We start from the raw sequence: 21,493 nt of genomic DNA on the forward strand, positions 1-21,493 counted from the left end.
CCGGGCGGCTAGCTGAGGCCGGGCGGCCCGCGCGTGAGGGAGGAGGGAACTGTTAGCGAGCCCCTCCCTCGATGACGAGTTCATCGGGAGAGATCGCGGTGCCGTAGACCGGGGCGAGGGTCTGCTCGAAGTCCTTGTGGAAGAAGTTCTCCTTGCCAAGATCCACGAGGTTGTTATTGATCCAGTCGCGCAACTCGGTATTTCCCTGCTGCACGGCGGCAGCGATGGTGGATTCTTCCCCGAAGGAAGCAATTCCGGTCACGAAATCCTTGTTCTGTTCGGTGAAGGCGAGGGCCTCGGTGTTGTCCGTGATCCACACGTCCCCGCGTCCGTCGGTAAGGGCATTGGTGGCCTCGGTGTATTGCTCGTACTTAGTCACCTTCCATTCCGGGTGGTTCGCGGTAATCCATGCATCCTGGCTGGTGCCCTTGACGATAATAATATTTTTATTCGCGAGTTCCGCTTCCGAACGCACCGGCTCCTTCGCGCTGGAAACGGCACCGAAGGAGACCTTCATGTAGGGATTGGCGAAGTCCACCTGCGCGGCGCGTTCGGGAGTCACCGTGAAGTTCGCGAGAATAATATCGACTTTTCCGGACTTGAGGAATTCCACGCGCGAGGAGGCATCCACCGGGACCCACTCGACCTTGACACCCAGGTCTTTGCCGAGGCGCTCACCGTAAACTATGTCGTAGCCTTCGTAGGTGTTTTTCCCGACCAGCGAGCCAAAAGGTGCCTTGTCCGCGAAGGTGCCGATGCGAATCGAGCCGGCTTCTTTGATCTGTTCGGGGGTGCGGGCCCCCACGGTGGCGCTCTCCGCACCGGCCCCGGTACCCGCGGCGGTACCGGGGGCGGAGTCACCCGAGCCGGATAGATCCGGGCTGGAGCACCCGGTAAGGGCCATGGTGAGCGCCGCCAGGGCGGACAGCCCGCCCAGGACGCGACGACGAATACGTGAGGTTTGTGCAATTGCCACGGTTCTTCCTTACTTGGTGTTGGGTTGACCGTGGATAATGCGGGATTTTGGGAACGAAACGCAAGGCCGTGCCACCGCGGACATCGCATTATCCACATTTGTGTTAGTCCCCGGGAATTGAACACCGGGGTACCGCTTGTCCGCGCTGGCTTATCCGAAAATGCCCGGTCTTCAGTATGGGGCAACTAATTTTTCGGGTTCCGCTGGCGAACTAGCGACAGCAACACATGCAACACATGGGGCACATGCAGGTACGCACGCAGGCACCGCGCATCGCGGTGTGCATCTGAGTGGTCCTGTTCGCCATGGGGATTACGTTAGGCGCTCATCGCGCAGAAATCCAGTTGATAAGAGAAGCACCCCTGTGGGACATCTCATAAGGCGGTGCGGGAGTGGGGTTATTAGGGCAGGTCAAGTGCGACTGCGGTGCGGCGTCGTTCTACACAGACACAACGCTCAGACGCGGTAACCTCACGTACCCCAACAATCACAGGAGCCCCTGCGGGAGACGGTATGTTTTTCACAGATGTACTTCACGTGTCGTACGAGCGCAGTACAGTTCCCGGAAAATACCGCAGGAAACGAGTAGCTCAGCGCTATCCACTACGGACGAGTCAAAGAGAAGATGATATGACGGCCCTCAAATTACCTGTTGATCTGAACGGATCAGTCGCAATCCTTATCCGCAAATCTCGACCTTTACTACTTTTTACATCTTATACATCTTCTACTTCTTATACATTTTAGGAAGGAAAATCATGAAGGTCAGCATCGACACTCTGTGTCCAAAGCGGCGCCTCTCCGGTCCAGGATCTGACGACCCGTCACACTTCACACAAGCATGCGAACCGCTTTAATCTTCACGCCGCCGAGGGAATCGTCGAGGGCGAATAATCACCCTACGGAACAAATACTTAGTTCGCTTCATTGCCTTCAACCGAGCAGCAATAGGTCGATTAGGAAGATATTGAAATTCCTCAACCTCGCCGGTCTGCTTGTTCACAAGAAAACGGGGCGGCCCTTTTGACGGATATTTAACGAATAAAATAGGACAATAATACTCGTCGTCTTCCAACCACCCATGAGAATAAATCGTATATCTCGGGTAATACTTACGCTTACGCTCAGCAGCGAGGCGTACCGCTTCCTTCCCCGTAATCACGTCGCTCATCCTCCCCAAACAAGGTATTCCACACGGGATCCGTCGGCTCACAACCAGCCAAACCAAACGCCTAGACAGAACCGGGATCCGCACCTTCATTTTGCTCCACTATATCCGGATTCAGGCCCGATGTGAGAAGCGATGAGCGATCAGCTCTGTTTACCGAGCTATTTACTAGGCCACGTTATCTGCCACAGGTCCACGCCGCGCATACGCCTCAAGATCGACGCCGCGCAGCCGGGCCCGTTCGGCCAGCTCCCCGGTAATAAACACCTGGCACTGCCGCGCCGCACTGACCGTCTGCGCCCCGAGCAGCGCCAGCAGCGCGCGCACCTGATCCCGCCAGGAACGCAAACCTGTCACAGCGGCTTCATCCCCCTGAACTGCCAGCTCAAGGAATTGGCGAGCCACGCCGGCCGCACGCGCCCCCAAAATAAGCGAACGGACAACATCCAAAGGATTGCGCACCCCGCCCGAAGCCAGCAGATCAAGCCCACTTCCCGCCTCCGCCTCAAGCAGGCACAGCGCGGCAGACTGCCCGAAGCCCGCTAAATACGAATATTCACGTGCTTCCCGCCGGGAGTTTTCAATGCGGGCGAAATCCGTGCCGCCCACTCCCCCAACATCAACCACCTGCACCCCAAGATCCGCGAGCACACACTGCGTTTCCCGTGAAATCCCGAATCCCACTTCTTTGACGATCACCGGCACGCCGGCCTGCGCCACGATTTCCTCCACCGAGGCGCGCCAACCGGAAAACTCCCGCTCGCCTTCCGGCATAACAATTTCTTGCCCCGCATTGAGATGCAGCTGGAGGGCATCCGCGTCCAGAAGCTCCACCACGCGCCGAGCATCCGCGCCGCTGCGCCCCACCCCAATATTGCCCATAACGAAACCGCGCGGATTTTCTTCCCGAATCACAGTAAACGAGGAAGCCGTAGCCGGATCATCGAGGGCCACCGAGGCCGATCCGCTGGCCATCGGCACGCCCACTTCCCGCGCCGCGATCGCCAGCACCCGATTAATGCGCCCGGTCGCTTCCGTCCCGCCGGTCATCCCGTTGATATAGAAAGGCACCGGCCACGTGAAGGTCCCGACCTGCGTGGACAGGTCCACCGCGGCGACGTCGCACGCGCCAAGCGCGTGATGAACCGGCGCCACACAATCAAAATCATTACGGCGGATCTCCTGAGCCCGCGCGAGGGCCACATGCTCATCTTTACGCGCGGCCCGGGAAGTGTCCTGCTGCGCACTGGCTCCATGGCCCATACCGCGCGAAGCGCTAGCCTCAGCCGCGCCGGCAGCATTCACCGTGCTCATCCTTCCACCACCGCGAGGTTCAGCGGTTCGACGCCGCCCGCGCACCAACCCCGATATACCGCGTCTTTATCCACATCGCTTCCCACCAGGGCAATCCCGCAGTCACCCCCGCCAGCTCCGGACGATTTGGCAGCTCCCCCCAGCTCGGCGGCGACGTCGCATAAATGAGTCAGGCGCTCGGTTTCGATGGTGATACCCGAGCTGGCGCCCAGCTGGCGCAGGAGCCGGCGCGCGGCGGTGATCTCCGCGCCGATGCGGCCCCCAGTGCGCAATTGGGTGGCCAGGCGTTCCACCACGTCCTCGTATTCGTCCAGGAAACCGGGGAAATAGGCGCCGCGCGAGCGGGCCTGCACCCCGGAAACCAGGTGCTCTGTGGAGGCGGGCAGGCCGGTCCAGCCAACCAGGAGTTCTTCGCGGGCGGGAGCGGGCAATGATTCCACCGCCCATGGATCCCAGGCCGGTGCGCTCAGGGTCTCGGTCACGCTGTGGCTGCGCGCGTATTCGCTCAGGCCCGCGCGGTCCGGGGAGCGGTAGTAGACCCAGCCGCGGTAGGTGGAAGCAGCAATATCACCGCCCGAAGCCCGCGGGGCCCGCTCCAGAACGGAAAGCAGCGCGATCTTGTAGCGTTCCTCCAGGGTGAGTTTGAGATCGTAAAAACGATTGAGCACATCCACGATGGCCACCGTCACCGCAGCTGAGGAACCCAGGCCGTATTTACGGCCGTCCTCTTCCACCAGGCCGGAGGTGATATCGAGGTTGTAGTGGCGGGCCTCCAGGCCGCGTTCGCTGCGCAGCGCTTCCACGGTGCGGATGGCATTGGCAGCGTAATCGGAACCAATATCATCAAAAACGGGAAGTGCATTTTCGTGGCGCCAGTAGAGCGGCGCGAAACCGTTGCCGTGCGAACGCACCAGGCCGGAGCCTTCCGCAGGGGTGAGGACCACGTCAATAAAACGGTTCACCGCGATAAGGATTGCCGGCCGGCCGGCTTCCACCACGGCGTACTCCCCCGCGATGTAGAGCTTGCCCGGCGCATTGGCGTGGATGCGCGCGGAGGCCTGCTCTGTATCTGCTCCGCTCAAGCTATCTGCTTCGCTCACAGCACCTCCCGGTGAGACTCCGGTTCCGCTACAAGGTAAGCACCGTTCCCCGCGTGAGCAATGTTTACTTCGCCGAGGGCTTCGGCGTGGCGTGCCACTTCGGCGGCGAGCTCGGGGCGGGTCAGGAGCACCACATTCGGGCCGGCATCCGCGGTGGCATACACATCCAAACCCACGCCGCGCAGGGTGCGGGCCAGCTCAAAAACGCGCCAGGACGCGGACGTCAGGTAATGAATGGGCGGTTCGGAGCTCATAATCAAGGCGTGCATGCGCAGCGCGGAGAGCTCGGTAAGCTCACCGATGCGCCGCATATCCCCCGCCTTACAGGCTTCCACCATCTGCGCGGCCATATCGCGAGTGGATTCCACCCAGCCGCGGTAGTACGGCGAGGTAGCGCGGGTGGTGACCATCGCTTCCCGGGAAGTAATTTTCTTGTGAGCAGTGTTGAGTACGACCGAGACCATGGCCAGCGGCGGTGCCGGAATCTCCTCAGCGAACGATTCTTCATCCGTTCCGGCATGCCAGAGCGCCACCCCGCTAATAACCGAACGCGAAGCCGATCCCGAACCGCGCCGAGCAAGGCGAGAGAGGTGAGCGGTGTTCACATCCATCCCGTATTCCGTGGCGGCCGCGAGCGCCAGGGCCGCGAATCCGGAAGCCGAGGAGGCCATTCCGGCGCCGGTCGGCGCTTCGTTATCGCTGATGACCAGCAGTTTTTCGCTGCGCCCGGCCTGTTCGCGGATAACATCGAGCACCCGCTCTACCCGGCGAAGCGCCTTTTCGCTCGCTTCTTGGCCGTTGAGAATGAGTCGGTCACGCTGGGCGGTGGGGGCGAGGCGGGCTGTCGTCGTCGTCGGAAAAATATCGAGGGTGAGGGAAACAGAAGGTGCGGCGGGAAGCATGAGCTCGTCATCCGCTTTCCCCCAATATTTGATGAGGGCGATATTCGGGTGGGCGCGCGCGGTGCTCATTTGCTGGCCTCCACCCAGGTGGACCAGGCGTTTGCCGCGCCCGCTGCGCTCAGCGCCGCGGCGATGTCTTTCGCGTGAGCACTGTTCTCTGCCAGGGCGATGACGCACCCGCCAATCCCGCCGCCGGTCATCTTTGCACCGAGCGCCCCGGCACTGTGAGCAGCGTTTACAAGAGTATCGAGTTCCGGGGAGGAGACGCCGAGCTGCGCGAGGGTCGCGTGGGCGCGCCACATATTTTCCCCCATGCTCGCCCAATCCCCCGTCGCGAGCTGCATTTCCGCGTCCGCCGCGTATCCGGCCAGCCGCGCGACCAGGGTCTCCACTTTCGCCGGGAACTGTTCACGCAGCTCCCGCACCGAGCCGACAGCCTGCCGGGTGGCGCCGGGCACTCCAGAATCACCGATCACCACGTGAAGGGGGCGCGCCACGATCAGCGGAGTGACGTCCGGCCGCTGGAATTTAATAACAGTATCGGCGACGACGCCGTGGGCATCCATGCCGGAGGGGCGACCGTGGGCCACCCGTTCGGCTACCTGGATGAGGAGGAAACGCTCGGCGGGTGAAAGGCGCACCCCCGCGGCGTCGGCAATGGCCGAAACAATCGCGGCAGCGACCGCGGCCGAGGAGCCGAGCCCGCGCTCATAAGGAATATCGGAATAAATCGTGACGTGGGCGGAGCTGCCCGGGGCCACGAAATCGAGCCCGGCATCAATAGCGGCGACCACGGGACTCAGGCGCTCCGGGGCGGAGGCGGCCGGACCGCGATAAAGCTCGGAACTAATCGTGGATTCGCCGGTGGTGATGGTGGCATTGGCGATAACGGGAAGCACATGAACAGGGAGAGAAATTGCCGGGGCCCCGTAAACCACGGCGTGTTCGCCGAATAGGATCGCCTTGCCGTGCGCGCGACCGACCCCGATTCGTACCTTGGGGATACGGGTTTGGGTATCGAACGCGAAGGATTGCGATTGGCTCAACTGTGCGGCTCCTTGTCACGGCCGCGAGCGGCCTACCTGTACTTGCCCTGCTGCGCGGGGCACGGCTCCGCGCTGGTCATTCCCCTATGGTACCGAGAATTTGGTGGCGTGACGGTGAGGATAGCGCGCGCCACGTTTTCCGCACTCTTTCACGCGGGGTAAGGCTCCACCTTGTTTATGTGGAGAACGCGTTGATCAAATGAGTTTCTACTAGAGAAGGCACGGATATCTGGCATCGAAAAAGTGGGGGCAGAACGACAATCGCTCCGCCCCCACCGCACTCGTATGTTTATTGCATGCGTGCCAAAGGCTCGGAAACTTCCCCGGCGATGGCATCACGCCAGGCTTCCAAAAGCCTCAGGAAGGCTGTAGCTCCCGGATCTTGAAGCCCGATTGAGCGGTCCTGCAGCCAGGATGCGCGGCCGCGGCGCGATTGCAAATCACGGGTTGTGACAACAGCTTCGGCAGCAGCTTTAATCGCTGCGTCCGTAGCATCCGCATCTTCCGGGCAATCGCGCACCGCATCGCACGCCGGAACAATGGCATCGAGGATCGTCTTGTCCCCCACCTTGCTCTTTCCGCGTTGAGCGATACTCTCCGCAGCAGCACGCATGAATGCTTCAGCATCGGTTCGCGAGATCTCTTCTTTATCGCCCCAGATCTTCGATCCAGCGAGAAGCCCACCGGCAACGAGCGCAGCCATAGTGGATGGGTTCGCATTCGCGAAAGCCTTGGCGCAGGTTCGTGTCACCTGCGAAGGCTTCTGATTGGGATCTGCCGATTCCAGTGCGCCAATGACGGCATTGGCACCGGCCGAAATCGTAATACCCAAATCGCCGTCGCCTAGCAGCTGATCAAGATCCCTTAATTCATCCGCAGAATTGATAAGCAAACCCAATGCTTCTTTGATAGTGGAGATAAGTTCGGGAGTTTTCATTAGTGTTCCTTTTGTTCGAAGAAGGGCGAGTGCGCAGGCGCGTCGAGGAGCTCGAGAATTTCATCATCGAGCTTGAGGAGTGAAATCGATGCTCCTGCCATCTCCAAACTGGTTGCGTATTCGCCGATGTACTTGCGTTCGATCACAACATCCTTGGCCGTCAGCTGCTGATGCACGCGGCGATAGAGAACATAGAGTTCTTCCAAGGGAGTTGCTCCCAAGCCATTGACGAGAACGGCTACCCGATCACCCGCTGTGATCTCCAGATCCGCGACAATAGCCTCGAGAATTTCATCGGCGATTTCGTCAGCGGTACGGAGCGGTTCACGCCGAATTCCCGGTTCACCATGGATCCCGATTCCCATTTCCATTTCCCCATCGGGGAGGTCGAAACTCGGTTCGCCCGTTGTGGGAAGAATCGTGGGAGACAGCCCCACACCCATAGTTGCGGTCCGGGACACCGTCTTCTCCGCGATTGCGGCGACTGTCTCAAGGTCATCGCCACGTTCGGCCGAGGCTCCCGCGGTCTTGTAGGCGAAGAAGATTCCCGCAACACCGCGGCGGTCTTCAGCCTTTTCTTTCGGCTGGGAAGCGACGTCGTCGCGACCGAGCACCGTTTTAATCTCGATATCGTCAAGCTCAGCTAAATCGGTAGCAAGATCGAAGTTAAAGACGTCTCCTCCGTAATTTCCATACAGGAAGAGCACACCTTTACCGCCGTCTACGGCCTTCGCTGCTTCGTAGCATTGCTGCGAGGATGGGGAGGAGAAAACGTTGCCGATGGCTACGCCCGAACACAGCCCCTTGCCGACGTACCCTTTGAAAAGCGGTAGATGGCCCGAGCCGCCGCCCGTAACAATTCCTACCTGCCCGGCGACTGGCGCATCTGCACGCACGAGAATTCGCAGATCATCGCCCGGGGTCTTCAGGTCTTCCGGCGCAGCTAAAAGGATGCCTTCGACCATTTCATCGACAAACTTATTCGGATCATTAATAATCTTTTTCATGATAATCCTTTGTGTTGGAAGGGGACTTAAACTTTCTTAGGGGTTGATCTACGGAAAACTTTCCTCCAGTCGATTTTGTCTATGACCAATACAGCAACCAGAATGACGCCCTGAGCAATCGCGTACTGGAATGGCGATAACCGCATAGCGGTAAAGCCAGAACGCACAATCTGAAGAGTGAGGGCCGCCAGGAAAACTCCGAAGACTGTGGCGTAGCCACCCGAAGGATTCGTTCCACCGAGCACCGCGATCACGATGACGAGTAGGACGTAGGAAGCGCCGTAATCTGCTGAGGCAGTTGGGTTACGCGCGATGAACACAACGCCCGCTAAAGCACCGATGAATCCGGTCAGCACATAGCTGCGCATCAGCAACGTGCTTGATTTGATTCCGGAATAACGCGCCGCAACCGGATTGGCGCCCTGCAGTTCAAGGCGCAGGCCCAGAGGTGTACGATTGAGCAAGAACCCTACAACCAAGGCAACGGCAAGGAAAACAAAGAACAATGTAGGTATGCCGGCAACCGCACTGACCCCGAAAGCTGTTAGTGCGCTCGGTGAGCCGTACAGCGTTTTACCGCCAGTCCACACCACCGCCAGACCGTTGAAGATCTGCATTGTCCCCAGTGTTGCCAGAATCGGAGTTACTCCGATCTTCGCAATGAGGAACCCATTGAAAGCACCAGCTGCCACACCAACCAAAATTCCGAGCAAGATAATGAGAATCCCCAGATTCTCAGCCATAGCTGGATCACTATTCGCCACCGCCGTGAACGTCGTTGAGATAGTGATCGCGGTGAGGTTTGCGATGGACACCAGCGAAAGATCGATTCCACCCGTCACCATAGAAATCATCATCGCAATGGACAGCAGCCCAATTTCTGGAACGGCAAGAGCCATATTCTGGACGTTCACCAGGGAAAGGAACGTTTCCGGGTTCGCAATAGCAAATACCGCAAAGGTTCCCACCAGCAGCAATAGCATCTGAGTGGTAGATCGGTTCATACGGAACGTCGAGTGAAATCTCTTTGTTGACCGGTCGATCTTTTCATTGAGCGACGAAAGCTTATTCGTCGGATCCTTAACTTCTGTCATCATTTCACTGTCTCTTCCGGAAGAACACCAACCTGTTTCCGCGCGCGCTTAGCGGAGATGGCCTGGATGCTCACACCCACGATGAGGAGAACACCGACCGCTGCACGCTGCCACGCACTTGGAACACCCACGAGGATGAGGGAGTTATTGATGAGCTGCACCAGCAGCACGCCGAGAACGGTGCCCTTGACCGATCCGTATCCACCAAAGATTGACGCGCCGCCCAGAACAACAGCGGCGATAATATCGAGCTCACCGCCGATGAGTTCTTTCGGACTGGCGGAGCGCCCCATAACCATGTAGATAACGCCCCCGATCGCGGCCATCACGCCAACGATCATGTACACCCGCATCTGAACACTCTTGACGTTAATACCTGCTCGCCGCGCGGATTCTTCGTCACCACCAATGGCGTAGATAAACCGTCCGAACATGGTTCTGTTCAGGAGCCAGCTAACCGCCAGAGTGAGTACCACCGCCGGAATAATCATGACGTGGAGTAACGCCACGCCATTTGCAGTAGGCAGGGTAACAAGGTTAACCGTGGAGGCACTTGCCATTCCCGCAGGAAGATCGGCAATATACCGCGAGCCCACATAAGTCATGAGGACACCTTGGAAAATGCCCTGCGTGCCTAGGGTTACGATGAGAGTTGGGAGCCGGAATTTCGAGATGATGTAACCGTTGACGAGCCCCAGCAAGGTTCCGAGCACCATCGCGAAGAGGAAAGAACCAATCAGACCGAAATCCACCGCAAAGGTCAGCTGCGCAGTCACCGTCGCATAGGCGGAGAAGACCGCAATCGCCGCGAAGGACACGTCAATCCCGCCCGAGATAATAACGAGCAGAACGCCGAGCGCGAAGATGAGTGGAACAATCGACGATCTGATAATCGCGAAGAGTGTTGAGATTTGCAGGAAATCCCTACTCACAATTGACATCACGACGACGAGGACGATGAGAACAGCAAGGAGAATGCCCTCGTTATTCTGGCCCCGTAGCTGCGACCAGATCGGAGTTTTACCCGCTCGTGTTATTTGTTTTCTCATGCGACTACTCGCTCTCTGATCGTCTCAACCGTCACCTCATCGCCTACGAGCTCGCTGCTGATGCGCCCCGCCGTCGTAATAAATACGCGGTTACAACACGCAACGAGTTCTGGCGCGTCGTCGGAAATAATGATGATCGCGATTCCGTTTTCCGCCTGTTCGCGCAAAATCTGAAGGATCTCAGCCTTGGAACCAACGTCCACGCCGACCGTTGGGCCGTTGAGTATAAGAACCTTTGGCTCCCGCGCAAGCCATTTCGCTACGACGACGCGTTGTGCGTTACCACCCGAAAGTGATCGAACCGGGGCCGCAACATTCGGAGCCTTGATCTTCAAGGACTTGAAGTATTGGCCAATCGTTTCGCGAATATCTTTTTTCTGAAGAGTTCCTGTCTTCGATGTGTGGCGATCAATCGACGCCGCGATCATATTGTCGGAAATGGGTTTATCTAGGAAGAGGCCCTCCGTGAGTCGGTCTTCAGGAACATATCCGATCTGGGCTTTGAGGGAATCCTGAATCGAGGTGATTTTTACAGGCTTCCCCTCAACCGAAATCTCCCCGGAGTCATGGGGAAGAATGCCGAAGAGAGCTTCGGCGATCTCGGAACGCCCGGAACCAAGAAGACCCGTGAAACCGACGATCTCCCCGGCGCGCACGTCGAAGGAAATATCCGCGAGCCGGCCCGGCGACGACAACCCGCGAACCCGCAGCATCGGTTCGCCTTCTTTGGGAGTAACCACATGCCGGGAAACATCGAGGGTCTTGCCGGTCATGTATTCGGCGATTTTCTCGTTATCGAAATCCTCGACGGCGCTTTCGACGACGTTCGCACCGGATCGCATAATGGAAATCCTGGATGCGATCTGAGTTACTTCATCAAGCTTGTGCGATACGAAGACTAACGCAACGCCCTGGGAGCGCAGATTCTCCACCACCGCAAAGAGTCTCTTCACCTCGCGTTGCGTCAATGCCGTGGTTGGTTCATCCATGATGAGCAACCGGGCATCCGAACACAGCGCTCGACAAATTGCCGTCAGCTGGCGATCCGCAACGGACAAAGACTCCACTTCGGCATCGAGATCGAGGTGAACCTTCAGGCTGTCGATAACTTCTTTGGCTCGAGCCCGAGCGGATGACCGGTTAAAGATCTTCCTACGCTTCGATACCGAGCGGGTTACGACAATGTTTTCCGCAACTGAAAGATTGGGGAAGAGCGAGAAATCTTGATAAATAACCTGGATTCCCAACTCCATCACCTCGAGCGGTGTCAGCTTGCTGTACGAATGCCCTTCGACAACAATCTGCCCGCTATCGGGTGAGAGAACTCCAGAAATGACCTTGATAAGAGTGGATTTACCGCAACCGTTCTCGCCAGCCAAACACAGTACTTCACCGGATTTCACTTTCAACGAGACACCGGCGAGTGCAGTAACGCCATCGAAGGTCTTCACTATGTCTCTTGCCTCTAAGAAATAAGAAGCATCAGACTGAGCTGAAGTGTTCACGTACACTCCTCCTAGTGAGGTCGCAGGCCGAAGTAACTTCCCGAAGAAACTTCGGCCCGCGACCAATTCGATTAACTTCTAGAACTTGAACTGTTTAGCCTTCTCGGCATCGGCCTCGATTGAGGCATCACCAACCCAAACGTTGTCGTACCCTTCGAGCTTCTTGAGGGAGCGATATCCCTCAATGCCCAGATCGGTACCCGTTTCAATGGTTTCGCCATTCGCGAGCCGCTTGGCAATTTCAAGCTGGGCCTTACCAGCAAGAGCGGGATCCCAGAAGAAAATCTTGTCAATAGAGCCGTTAGCAAGGTACTTCGAGGCAGCGGAAGGAATGGACGTTCCCATCACGCACACCTTGTCCTGAAGACCAGCTTCCTCTACCGCGCGCGCGATTCCGGGCACGTCATTACCCGCAGAGCCCTGGAACGCCTTGATATCCGGGTACTTACCAAGAATTTCCTTAGCCTTTTCGTATGCGGCGGTTTCGTTGTCGGTACTCTCGATAGGAGTCTCGACGCGCTGCATATTCGGGAACTTCTCCTGCTGGTACTTATAGGCAGCCTCAACCCATTCCATATGAGTCTTAGCCGTCAGCCCGCCAACGAACTGAACGTACTTGCCTTCGCCACCGGTGCATTGCCCGATGTTTTCCATGATCTGTTCGCCGTAGCTCACGTTATCGAAGGCTTCGATGTCAATATCAACATTCTGAATCCCGGTGGCTTCGTGGGCGACCACCTTAATTCCTTGCTGCTTAGCCTGCGCCAAAACAGCTGATAGAGCTTCGGGGGAATTCGGAACGACGGTGATCGCAGCGGGTTTCTGCGCAATCAGGTCCTGGATCACCTGGATTTGTTTCTCAGGACTGACGTCGTCGCCACCTTCGGTGCGGGTATCGTAACCGTTTTCCTTACCCCACTCGACGACACCTTCATCCATGCGATCAAACCAAGCGATTCCCTTCACCTTGACAACGGTGACCATCGTCTTGTTATCCGGGGAGCCAGCACCGGCATTCCCTCCAGAATTATTCCCCGCTCCGCCAACCGAGCCACAAGCGGACAAGAACAGACTGCCCGTGGCAAGCATTGCGAGACATGTACGGAGCTTCATGTGCACCTCCTAATTTTGGTGGAATCACTTGATTCCAACGGATCACGCCTTTATGACCTCAATCGATGCGCGCACCACTGCGCACGGTTGTCATATTACAACAGCTTTTTGCCCGTTACCAGCTTTTTATTGCGCGATTTCGTGCACGTAATAGTTCGTTTTCCTGTAGAATTATCGACGTGATCCGTTTCCGTACCGTTAGGGCGGATATGATAGATACGACGTACTACTTCCTCCGCGTGGCGGTACGTTCCCGTTAAAAAACGTTAAAACATAAGCGAGGTGCGCGGAAATGGAGTTTTTAGCACCTCACCATTCATTTTAGGAGGCGCTATGGGTCGACGAGACCAGATCCTGCGAATTCTCCAAGACACGGGTTTTCAATCAGTCGCTTCGCTCGCAAAACGTTTTCACGTTAATGTGTCGACAATTCGCCGTGACCTTGACTGGCTTTCCGAACATGGCAAAATACAACGCACGCACGGGGGCGCGCTACCTGCCATGGATGATTCTGACGACGATATCCCCATTGCTCACTTGCGAGAGAAACGCGCTATTGGCCCCGCAATGGCCGAAAGGCTTCTCGAGGGGCAAACGGTTTTCATTGACACGGGAAGCACCTGCCTGGAAGTCGCGAAAGCACTGCAACATAGAAATCTGACCGTCGTTACCCACGACCTCCTGGTCGGAATGGAAATCCTCAAAAAGCCATCCCTCAATCTGGTTTTCATCGGCGGAGATCTCCTGCCCATGAAAACTCATATGTGGGGTCCCGTTGCCGTGGACCAGCTGGATCGCATCCGAGTTAACGTTGCCGTTTTTGGGGCAAGCTCGGTGATGGAAAATGGAGTCTACGGAAATTCCAGCTACAATCTCGAACTTCTGCGGAAAATTCGGTCCATCGCGTCAGAAGCATTCTTCGTCGCAGATTCGACTAAGTTTGGGCGCGAAGCGCTTTACAAAGTTCTAGGTTTGGAAAGCTTTACTGCTGGCATCACGGATGCTCTCATGGATCCGCTCAAAGCGGCTTCTTATCCGATTCCACTTATTCGCGCGCCCTTCCCTCTCCGAAATGACGGAAAGGATTCACCCGAAAACGAGAAATAGGGTGATGAGGCCGAGCCCGCCACAGATATGAGCACGGACAACGAACGGCCATGGTGAAGTATGGATAAAAATGCTCACCATGGCACTTCATATTTCCCACCACATAACACGAAACCCGACTTCCTGACGCGACTCAATGGAGTCAGGTGCTCACCAGTTTGTAGCTTCGACTCATCTCATCTCTGCAGAAAACGGCGGGCGAACATTTCCGCCCGCCCGCCGTTACTTTGACTATGTGCTACGCCTGCAGATTTTGTTCGATTCGGTAGTAGACCGAGTTCCAGCGCAGGTGTTCGCTAAAGGAGTTGTACTTGGTGTTCTCATCGATCACCGCGAGCTCGACACCCGCGATCTTCGCGAAGGCACGCCACACATCGATACCGACCTGGGTGGTAAGCGCGGTATGGTGGGCCGCACCCGTCTCCAGCCAGCAACGAGTTGAGGTTTGGAAATCCGGAAGAGGTTGCCATACTGCCCGCGCAACAGGGAGATTAGGCAGGGGCTTATCCGGCTCAACAACCTTCACCTTATTCGCGACCAAACGGAAACGATCTCGCACATCCGACATCGCGATAACAACGCCTTCAGCCGGAGAAGCAGTGAAGACTAGCCGAACCGGGTCCTCCTTACCACCAATACCGAGCTCGTGGATCTCCAGCCTCGGCTTGTCGTTCGTAATACTCGGGCATACCTCGAGCATGTGGGCACCAAGAATTTTTTCCTGCCCACGAACCAAGTTATAGGAGTAGTCCTCCATAAGAGAAGCACCACCCGCAAGCCCGTACCCCATAACCTTCGCCAGGCGCACGAGAACAGCGGTCTTCCAGTCGCCTTCAGCACCAAAGCCATACCCGTCGGCCATCAAACGCTGCACGGCAAGGCCGGGAAGCTGCTTCAAAGCTCCTAGGTCTTCGAAAGTATCGGTGAACGCGCCAGCACCTGCTTCTTCCAGGAAGGCCCGCAATGCGATTTCCTGGCGAGCGCCATACCGGAGCGACTCGGCGCGTTCCCCGCCCGGACGCAACTGTGGATCAACATCATACGAATCAAGGTATTCCTCAATGAGTTCGTCTACATCGGATTCGCTGACCTTATCGATGGCTTCGACTAGCTCGTTGATACCCCAGGTATTAATCGAGGTACCGAAACGGATTTCCGCTTCGGTCTTATCGCCTTCGGTCACCGCGACGTTGCGCATATTATCCCCGAAACGCACCACCCGCAGGCGTTGTGCTTCGTTCCAGCCCACCGCGGCTCGCACCCAGGTGCCGACTTCTTCATGGACTTCCTTATCGGTGTAGTGGCCGACCACTGTTGTTCGAGCCACCCCCATACGGGTGAGGATGTATCCGAATTCGCGGTCCCCGTGGGCGGCCTGGTTGAGATTCATGAAGTCCATATCCATGCGTTCCCAAGGCATGACCTTGTCAATCTGGGTATGCAAGTGCAGGAGCGGCTTACGGGATGCTTCCAGGCCGCGTACCCACATCTTTGCCGGGGAGAAAGTATGCATCCAGGCGATAACCCCAACAACATTATCGTTCGCGCCGGCTTCAAGGAAAGTACGGAGAATATCCTCGGATGTTGTCAAAACTGGTTTCCACACGATTTTCACTGGGATATCCGGTGAATCATTGAGCGTATTCGCAATGGTTTGCGACTGGGATGCCACCTGATCCAAGGTCTCCGGACCGTAGAGGAATTGGCTCCCGGTCAGGAACCAGATCTCTTTGTTATCGAAGGGATTCTTCATCGTTACTCCTTTGTATCTGATTGGTATTGGTTAAAAACTCTTTCGTAGTTCCTTGCCACGATTTATTTGCCAGGTTTACTGTCCGTAGATGTTGGTATAGCGGTCATACAACCGATCAATATCCTCCCCCGCGATCACAACAGGCTCTCCCAAACTCCTAGCCACATGCACCGTCTTCGCTACTTCCTCAACCATCGCAGCAGCCTTCACCGCAGCCTCCGCTGTCACCCCGATAGTGAAAGGCCCATGATTCTGCATCAACACCGCAGGCGAACGCGAACCCTGGAGCGTCGCCACAATCCCACGCCCAATCGAATCATCACCAATAACTGCGAAAGGCCCAACCGGGACCGGACCCCCGAACTCATCAGCCATCATCGTCAACACACAAGGAATCTCTTCCCCACGCGCCGCCCACGCCGTCGCATACGTCGAATGCGTATGAACAATCCCCCCAACCTCGGGCATATGCGCATACACATAAGCATGAGCCGCGGTATCCGACGACGGCGCATAATCCCCCTCGACAAGGTTTCCTTCTAGATCACAGACAACCATTTTCTCCGGACTAAGCTCGTGATACCGCACCCCAGACGGCTTAATAACCAACAAATCATCCAGGCTTGGCTCCTCCCCCACAACGACTCTCTGGGACACATTCCCCGCCGTCCACACCACCAAATTCCAGCGAATCAACTCACCATGCAAATCACTAACAACCTTGCGGGTCACCGCGATTTTCTCTCTCACATCACTCGAAAACTGTTTCATGACAGGTCCCCTTCCTTATCAACCACCAGATCGTCCTCGCTTGCGGGCATCCAGGCCGGAAGATTACCTACCGCCGTGCCCACTATCGGCAAACCTTTCTCGTACAGGCCAAGGAACCTGGCAAAGCCTTCTACCTCAGCCCGCGCGGGTGCAATCGTGGAAGCAGTAGAAGAAGCAAATATTTCTTCGTCCAGGAAATCAGCAAGGTTCCCACCCCCACGCGCGGTAAACAAGGCCAGTAACGCCATCCCCCACGCACCACCCTCAGCCGCACCCTCACGCACAGTAATCGGGGTACCGGTCGCCGCGGCCAGCAGGCGTTGCATGACTAATTTCGTTCTGAACACTCCCCCATGAGCACACAAAACATCCAGCCCAGCATTCTCACCATCCAAAACCCGCAATCCTAGTGCCAGGGCAGCGAACGTGGAATACACCTGGGCACGCATGAAATTACCCAAAGTCAAGGCAGCTCCCGGGGAGCGGGTAACTACCGGGCGACCCTCATCCAACCTCACGATAGGTTCACCGGCCAGGTTATTAAAAGCGAGAACGCCCCCCGCGTCTGTTTCTCCTTCAAGTGCTGCACTCAAGACTGCTGCATACACGGCGTCGAGACTCGCATTCGGGGCATCGAGTTTGCGAGCGACCTGAGCGAACAACTCTACCCAGCGGGCCAGTTCATCAGCACCGTTATTACAATGCACCATCGCCACCGGATCACCCACCGGAGTAGTAACAGGATCAATCTCCGGGTGAGCAGAAGTAAGCGCTTGCTCAAGGACAGCCATCAAGAAAATAGACGTACCAACCGAAACATTCCCCGTGCGCGGGCGCACCGCGTTCGTTGCAACCATGCCCGTACCCGCATCCCCCTCCGGTGGAGCAAAACGAATACCAGGCTGGAGCACTCCAGACGGGTCAAGAAGCCGAGCACCCTCAGCAGTGAGCACACCGGCCACCTCACCGGCAACCAAAACACGTGGCAACAAGCCCGCTACATCAACACCGGTCGCGTCCTCAAACAAGCCCAAACACCGCCGGTCATAACCAGGCCTATCTGCCTTGCCTGCATCCTCGCTGCCGGTGATAGGAAACATTCCCGAAGCATCTCCAACACCCAATACTTTCTCACCAGTCAAGCGCCAATGCACATAACCCGCAAGCGTCGTCAAAAACGCAACCCGGTCAACATGTTCTTCCTTATCGAGGAGGGCTTGATAATAGTGAGAAATCGACCACCGCAACGGCACCGTCACACCGAAAAGACCCGTCAGCTTTTGTGCTGCCCGCCCCGTCGTGGTATCCCGCCAGGTCCGGAAAGGAACCAAGAGCTGATCGTTTTTATCAAAGGCGAGGTATCCATGCATCATCGCTGAAATACCAATAGCCACAAACCGCTGTGGCCGCACCCCAAATTTCCGCTCACACTCACCAGCAAGCATCGCGTAAGCACCCGCAATCCCCTCCCACACAGAAGCAAGCGGGTACGTCCAATGCCCATCCTTGAAATGGTTCTCCCAAGCAAAAACACCCTGCGCGATCTGACGCCCATCAGGCAACACAGCACACGCTTTAATCCTGGTAGAACCAAGCTCAATACCAAGCCCAACCTTGCCACCACGCAACAAGTCCTGGGTATCACGTTGTTCCATCACGCCACTCTCCTTCGAGTACGCAGTCGAGATTGTCTACGGATTTACTTCACACAAGTAAATCCAGCACGAGCCTATCCGGGGTGTCATCTATCTGCCACCACTGAATGTTATCGCTAACATCTTGCGGCTAGTCTAACGTCGCACACTCAAAAATAGCAAGGGCGATAATACTCTGGCGGCGATATAAACTGCATAAGTGCGATTACTCGCCATTCCATTGATCTTCGGACGTCACCCCGCCTGCCGGGGTGACAACGTAAGACACGACCAGTAATGGCGAATTCACCTATCAACATGCGAAGGAGAACCTCGTGGCTCAGATCAAACGGGCGCCATCAATGGCAGAAGTTGCCCAAATCGCGGGAGTCTCTCACCAAACCGTTTCCCGCGTGGTCAACGATTTCCCCGGGGTTCGCCCAGAAACACGCCAGCGCGTCCAGGACGCTATCACCACACTCGGCTACCGCAGGAACAACTCCGCACGCACTCTAGCCACCAACCAATCCTTCCTCATCGGGGTTATCGCCGTTGGCTCCTTCCTCTTCGGCCCCACCCACACCCTCGCCTCCCTCGAACAAGCCGCACGCCACCATGGCTACACCACACTGCTTGGCACCATCCGCACTGCCAACGAGAAGGAATTCGGCGAAGTCATCGACCAATTCCTCGAACGCTCAGTTGACGCCATTATTGTTATTGCCGCACGGGAATCCATGTCACGCTATGCCGAACAATTTGAGAACAACGTCCCCATCATCATGGTCGGCCCCGAAGTCGAAGGCACTGATTCACTATCAGCCTTGAGCGTTGATCAAAGCGGTGGCGCCCGGGCGGCTATCCGCCACCTGGCTCAGCTTGGCCACAACCACATCCTCCTCCTCAACGGCCCCGAGGACTGGACAGATGCCCAACTTCGGCGTCGCGCCGCGCTTTCGCAGGCAAGCGAACTCGGAGTGAAAATCCAGGAAACCGAAGGGGATTGGAGCGCCAAATCAGGCTTCCAAGCAGGAATCGCTCTCGCCACCCAAGAACCAGCAAACCGCCCCACCGCGGTCTTTTCCGCAAATGACGAGATGGCTCTAGGACTCCTGGCAGCCTTGCATAAATGTGGCATAAACGTCCCACGAGATATATCAGTGGTCGGATTCGATAACGTATCCGGAACAGAGTACTACACCCCGGCGCTCACTACAGTCGGCCAGGACTTCGCCACGCTCGGCCAACGCGTCATCGACGCAGTCCTGGACCTGATTTCCGGGAAAGAACCCGATGTTTCTCCGGTTCCCGCACGACTCATCGTGCGGGACTCCACTTCATCGGTAGTATCCCAGACGGACTAATCAATGCGAAACGGAGTCCGAATCAATACTGCTCGACGCGGACCGACGATAGCTAGCCTCCGTTACGCCAAAAGACCTTAAGCCCTTGACGAAGCATCCCCTACTCTCTTAGGCTGAAACCAGCGTAGACGTTAGCGCTAACATTCTGCATTCCTCTCGCCATAAGACATGAGCGGGACGTAGGGAGACTGCGTAGTCTCGGAGGGACTGTTATGACTACAGATAAAAAGATTTCTGGACGCTTCATTTATTTCTTCGGAGCATTCGGCGGGATTCTCTTTGGATATGACATAGGCGTTATGACCGGCGCTTTGCCATTCCTCCTTACAGATTGGGAACTGGCCGATTCCGCTTCTATCGTGGGATGGATTACCTCCGGCGTTATGTTTGGTGCCATTTTTGGTGGAGCTTTGGCCGGTCAACTTTCAGATCGATTTGGCCGCCGCAATATGATTCTCGCCGCTGCCGTTATCTTCTGTGTGGGCTCAATCCTCTGCGGTATCGCACCGGATGAAGGCGCCGTTTACCTCATCATCATGCGGATTCTCTTGGGACTCGCGGTCGGCGCGGCCTCCGCACTTGTCCCGGCATACATGTCCGAGCTCGCCCCGGCTAAATTGCGCGGCAATCTCTCAGGATTGAACCAGACGATGATCGTTTCTGGAATGCTCCTGTCCTACATCGTGGATTACTTACTCAAGGGGCTGGAACACTCTCTCGCCTGGCGGCTTATGCTCACCGCGGCAGCAGTCCCCGCAGTCATCCTTTTCTTCGGTGTCTTACGCCTTCCCGAATCGCCCCGCTTCCTTGTCCGCCGCGGAAAAATCGAAGAAGCACGGCAAGTCCTTAGCTACGTTCGCAACGCCGACGAAATCGACGCGGAAATTGAGCAAATCAAGAATACCGCAACCATCGAAAGCGCTAATGCAGCAGCTTCGAGCTGGGGAACGCTATTCAGCTCGCGTTATCGTTACCTCGTCATGGCCGGCGTTGGTGTCGCGGCGTTCCAGCAGTTCCAAGGTGCCAATGCGATCTTCTACTACATTCCGCTCATTGTCGAAGAAGCTACGGGAGTGGCCGCTTCTGATGCGTTAATGTGGGCAATCGTGCAAGGCGTGATCTTGGTCGCCGGTTCCCTGGTATTCATCGCCATCGCGGAGCGGTTTAACCGCCGTACCCTTCTCACGCTGGGTGGCACGCTCATGGCGCTCTCGTTCATCATGCCGGCCGTCATTAACTGGATCGCGCCAGGTGCGCATCCCATGATCATCGTCGCGTTCCTGAGCTTGTACGTTGCGTTCTATTCATTTACCTGGGCGCCGTTGACCTGGGTTCTCGTCGGCGAGATCTTCCCCTTGGCCGTGCGCGGCCGGGCATCCGGACTAGCTTCTTCCTTCAACTGGATCGGATCTTTTGTCGTTGGTCTCATCTTCCCGATTATGACCGCCAAGATGGCGCAGGAATATGTGTTCCTCGTCTTTGGAATTATCTGCGTCTTTGGTGTTCTCTTCGTGCGATTCTGCGTCCCCGAGACCCGTGGTAAGTCGCTCGAAGAGATCGAAAATGAATCAACAGTCCAGCACAGCCGCTAAATTTGCCTGTGTAAAACCGCCTGCCTAGCAGTGAGACTAATCTCACCCATACTGGCAGTAG

The 21,493-nt window shown here is 56.7% G+C and carries 17 protein-coding genes; 3 read left to right on the forward strand and 14 right to left on the reverse strand.

Features of this window, described 5'->3' with window-relative positions; translation table 11 throughout:
- Positions 1–52: 52 nt before the first annotated feature.
- The 11 genes from AC5RK6_RS00625 to AC5RK6_RS00675 form a co-directional block, all read right to left on the reverse strand.
- Positions 53–976, reverse strand: coding sequence for a transporter substrate-binding domain-containing protein (locus AC5RK6_RS00625; protein ID WP_016442376.1), 924 nt, complete (start codon positions 974–976; stop codon positions 53–55).
- A gap of 1,336 nt (positions 977–2,312) precedes the next feature.
- Positions 2,313–3,458: a type 2 isopentenyl-diphosphate Delta-isomerase gene (fni, locus tag AC5RK6_RS00630; protein ID WP_320757940.1), complete on the reverse strand. Its 1,146-nt coding sequence runs from the start codon at positions 3,456–3,458 to the stop codon at positions 2,313–2,315.
- A complete protein-coding gene (locus tag AC5RK6_RS00635; RefSeq protein WP_320757939.1) occupies positions 3,455–4,558 on the reverse strand; it encodes a phosphomevalonate kinase in 1,104 nt (367 codons plus the stop codon). Before AC5RK6_RS00635 ends, fni begins: the two co-directional genes overlap by 4 nt.
- Complete coding sequence (gene mvaD, locus AC5RK6_RS00640; protein WP_320755940.1) at positions 4,555–5,529, reverse strand: diphosphomevalonate decarboxylase; 975 nt, start codon at positions 5,527–5,529, stop codon at positions 4,555–4,557. Before mvaD ends, AC5RK6_RS00635 begins: the two co-directional genes overlap by 4 nt.
- Entirely contained in the window at positions 5,526–6,506 is a 981-nt protein-coding gene (gene mvk, locus AC5RK6_RS00645; protein ID WP_016442369.1) for a mevalonate kinase, read from the reverse strand. Before mvk ends, mvaD begins: the two co-directional genes overlap by 4 nt.
- A gap of 289 nt (positions 6,507–6,795) precedes the next feature.
- A complete protein-coding gene (locus AC5RK6_RS00650) occupies positions 6,796–7,443 on the reverse strand; it encodes a DAK2 domain-containing protein (RefSeq protein WP_320755941.1) in 648 nt (215 codons plus the stop codon).
- The gene (locus AC5RK6_RS00655) at positions 7,443–8,450 is read right to left on the reverse strand and encodes a dihydroxyacetone kinase subunit DhaK (protein WP_026428449.1); all 1,008 of its coding nucleotides are present in this window, start codon (positions 8,448–8,450) and stop codon (positions 7,443–7,445) included. Before AC5RK6_RS00655 ends, AC5RK6_RS00650 begins: the two co-directional genes overlap by 1 nt.
- 26 nt (positions 8,451–8,476) lie before the next feature.
- Complete coding sequence (locus tag AC5RK6_RS00660; RefSeq protein WP_320757938.1) at positions 8,477–9,547, reverse strand: ABC transporter permease; 1,071 nt, start codon at positions 9,545–9,547, stop codon at positions 8,477–8,479.
- Positions 9,544–10,593, reverse strand: a complete 1,050-nt coding sequence (locus tag AC5RK6_RS00665) for an ABC transporter permease (protein WP_274733482.1) — start codon at positions 10,591–10,593, stop codon at positions 9,544–9,546. Before AC5RK6_RS00665 ends, AC5RK6_RS00660 begins: the two co-directional genes overlap by 4 nt.
- A complete protein-coding gene (locus tag AC5RK6_RS00670; protein WP_320755943.1) occupies positions 10,590–12,044 on the reverse strand; it encodes a sugar ABC transporter ATP-binding protein in 1,455 nt (484 codons plus the stop codon). Before AC5RK6_RS00670 ends, AC5RK6_RS00665 begins: the two co-directional genes overlap by 4 nt.
- A 132-nt stretch (positions 12,045–12,176) precedes the next feature.
- Positions 12,177–13,211 (reverse strand): autoinducer 2 ABC transporter substrate-binding protein, encoded by a 1,035-nt coding sequence (locus AC5RK6_RS00675; protein ID WP_320755944.1) that lies wholly within the window; start codon positions 13,209–13,211, stop codon positions 12,177–12,179.
- A gap of 333 nt (positions 13,212–13,544) precedes the next feature.
- Between AC5RK6_RS00675 and AC5RK6_RS00680 the strand changes: the two genes are divergently transcribed.
- Positions 13,545–14,318: a DeoR/GlpR family DNA-binding transcription regulator gene (locus tag AC5RK6_RS00680; RefSeq protein WP_435716004.1), complete on the forward strand. Its 774-nt coding sequence runs from the start codon at positions 13,545–13,547 to the stop codon at positions 14,316–14,318.
- A 238-nt stretch (positions 14,319–14,556) separates the two neighbouring features.
- Here AC5RK6_RS00680 and araA read toward each other — a convergent pair whose 3' ends face one another.
- The 3 genes from araA to AC5RK6_RS00695 all read right to left on the reverse strand — a co-directional run bounded on the left by araA (position 14,557) and on the right by AC5RK6_RS00695 (position 18,497).
- Positions 14,557–16,071, reverse strand: coding sequence for an L-arabinose isomerase (gene araA, locus AC5RK6_RS00685; protein WP_320755946.1), 1,515 nt, complete (start codon positions 16,069–16,071; stop codon positions 14,557–14,559).
- A 75-nt stretch (positions 16,072–16,146) separates the two neighbouring features.
- Entirely contained in the window at positions 16,147–16,842 is a 696-nt protein-coding gene (locus tag AC5RK6_RS00690) for an L-ribulose-5-phosphate 4-epimerase (protein WP_320755947.1), read from the reverse strand.
- The gene (locus AC5RK6_RS00695) at positions 16,839–18,497 is read right to left on the reverse strand and encodes a xylulokinase (protein WP_320755955.1); all 1,659 of its coding nucleotides are present in this window, start codon (positions 18,495–18,497) and stop codon (positions 16,839–16,841) included. Before AC5RK6_RS00695 ends, AC5RK6_RS00690 begins: the two co-directional genes overlap by 4 nt.
- 314 nt (positions 18,498–18,811) lie before the next feature.
- Here AC5RK6_RS00695 and AC5RK6_RS00700 point away from each other — a divergent pair, with 314 nt between their 5' ends.
- Both AC5RK6_RS00700 and AC5RK6_RS00705 read left to right on the forward strand, forming a co-directional pair.
- Complete coding sequence (locus AC5RK6_RS00700; RefSeq protein ID WP_320755948.1) at positions 18,812–19,840, forward strand: LacI family DNA-binding transcriptional regulator; 1,029 nt, start codon at positions 18,812–18,814, stop codon at positions 19,838–19,840.
- Between the two features lie 212 nt (positions 19,841–20,052).
- Positions 20,053–21,432, forward strand: coding sequence for a sugar porter family MFS transporter (locus AC5RK6_RS00705; RefSeq protein ID WP_320755949.1), 1,380 nt, complete (start codon positions 20,053–20,055; stop codon positions 21,430–21,432).
- Positions 21,433–21,493 lie beyond the last annotated feature (61 nt).

This window comes from Actinotignum sp. usb-actsch-213 (genome assembly GCF_059085665.1).

What these genes read in the sequence shown, in the direction of transcription:
- fni (WP_320757940.1), bottom strand. Translation starts at nt 3,458, where the DNA reads ATGAGCACGGTGAATGCTGCCGGCGCGGCTGAGGCTAGCGCTTCGCGC.
- mvaD (WP_320755940.1), bottom strand. Translation starts at nt 5,529, where the DNA reads ATGAGCACCGCGCGCGCCCACCCGAATATCGCCCTCATCAAATATTGG.
- AC5RK6_RS00650 (WP_320755941.1), bottom strand. Translation starts at nt 7,443, where the DNA reads ATGAAAACTCCCGAACTTATCTCCACTATCAAAGAAGCATTGGGTTTG.
- AC5RK6_RS00655 (WP_026428449.1), bottom strand. Translation starts at nt 8,450, where the DNA reads ATGAAAAAGATTATTAATGATCCGAATAAGTTTGTCGATGAAATGGTC.
- AC5RK6_RS00660 (WP_320757938.1), bottom strand. Translation starts at nt 9,547, where the DNA reads ATGATGACAGAAGTTAAGGATCCGACGAATAAGCTTTCGTCGCTCAAT.
- AC5RK6_RS00665 (WP_274733482.1), bottom strand. Translation starts at nt 10,593, where the DNA reads ATGAGAAAACAAATAACACGAGCGGGTAAAACTCCGATCTGGTCGCAG.
- AC5RK6_RS00675 (WP_320755944.1), bottom strand. Translation starts at nt 13,211, where the DNA reads ATGAAGCTCCGTACATGTCTCGCAATGCTTGCCACGGGCAGTCTGTTC.
- AC5RK6_RS00680 (WP_435716004.1), top strand. Translation starts at nt 13,545, where the DNA reads ATGGGTCGACGAGACCAGATCCTGCGAATTCTCCAAGACACGGGTTTT.
- araA (WP_320755946.1), bottom strand. Translation starts at nt 16,071, where the DNA reads ATGAAGAATCCCTTCGATAACAAAGAGATCTGGTTCCTGACCGGGAGC.
- AC5RK6_RS00690 (WP_320755947.1), bottom strand. Translation starts at nt 16,842, where the DNA reads ATGAAACAGTTTTCGAGTGATGTGAGAGAGAAAATCGCGGTGACCCGC.
- AC5RK6_RS00695 (WP_320755955.1), bottom strand. Translation starts at nt 18,497, where the DNA reads ATGGAACAACGTGATACCCAGGACTTGTTGCGTGGTGGCAAGGTTGGG.
- AC5RK6_RS00705 (WP_320755949.1), top strand. Translation starts at nt 20,053, where the DNA reads ATGACTACAGATAAAAAGATTTCTGGACGCTTCATTTATTTCTTCGGA.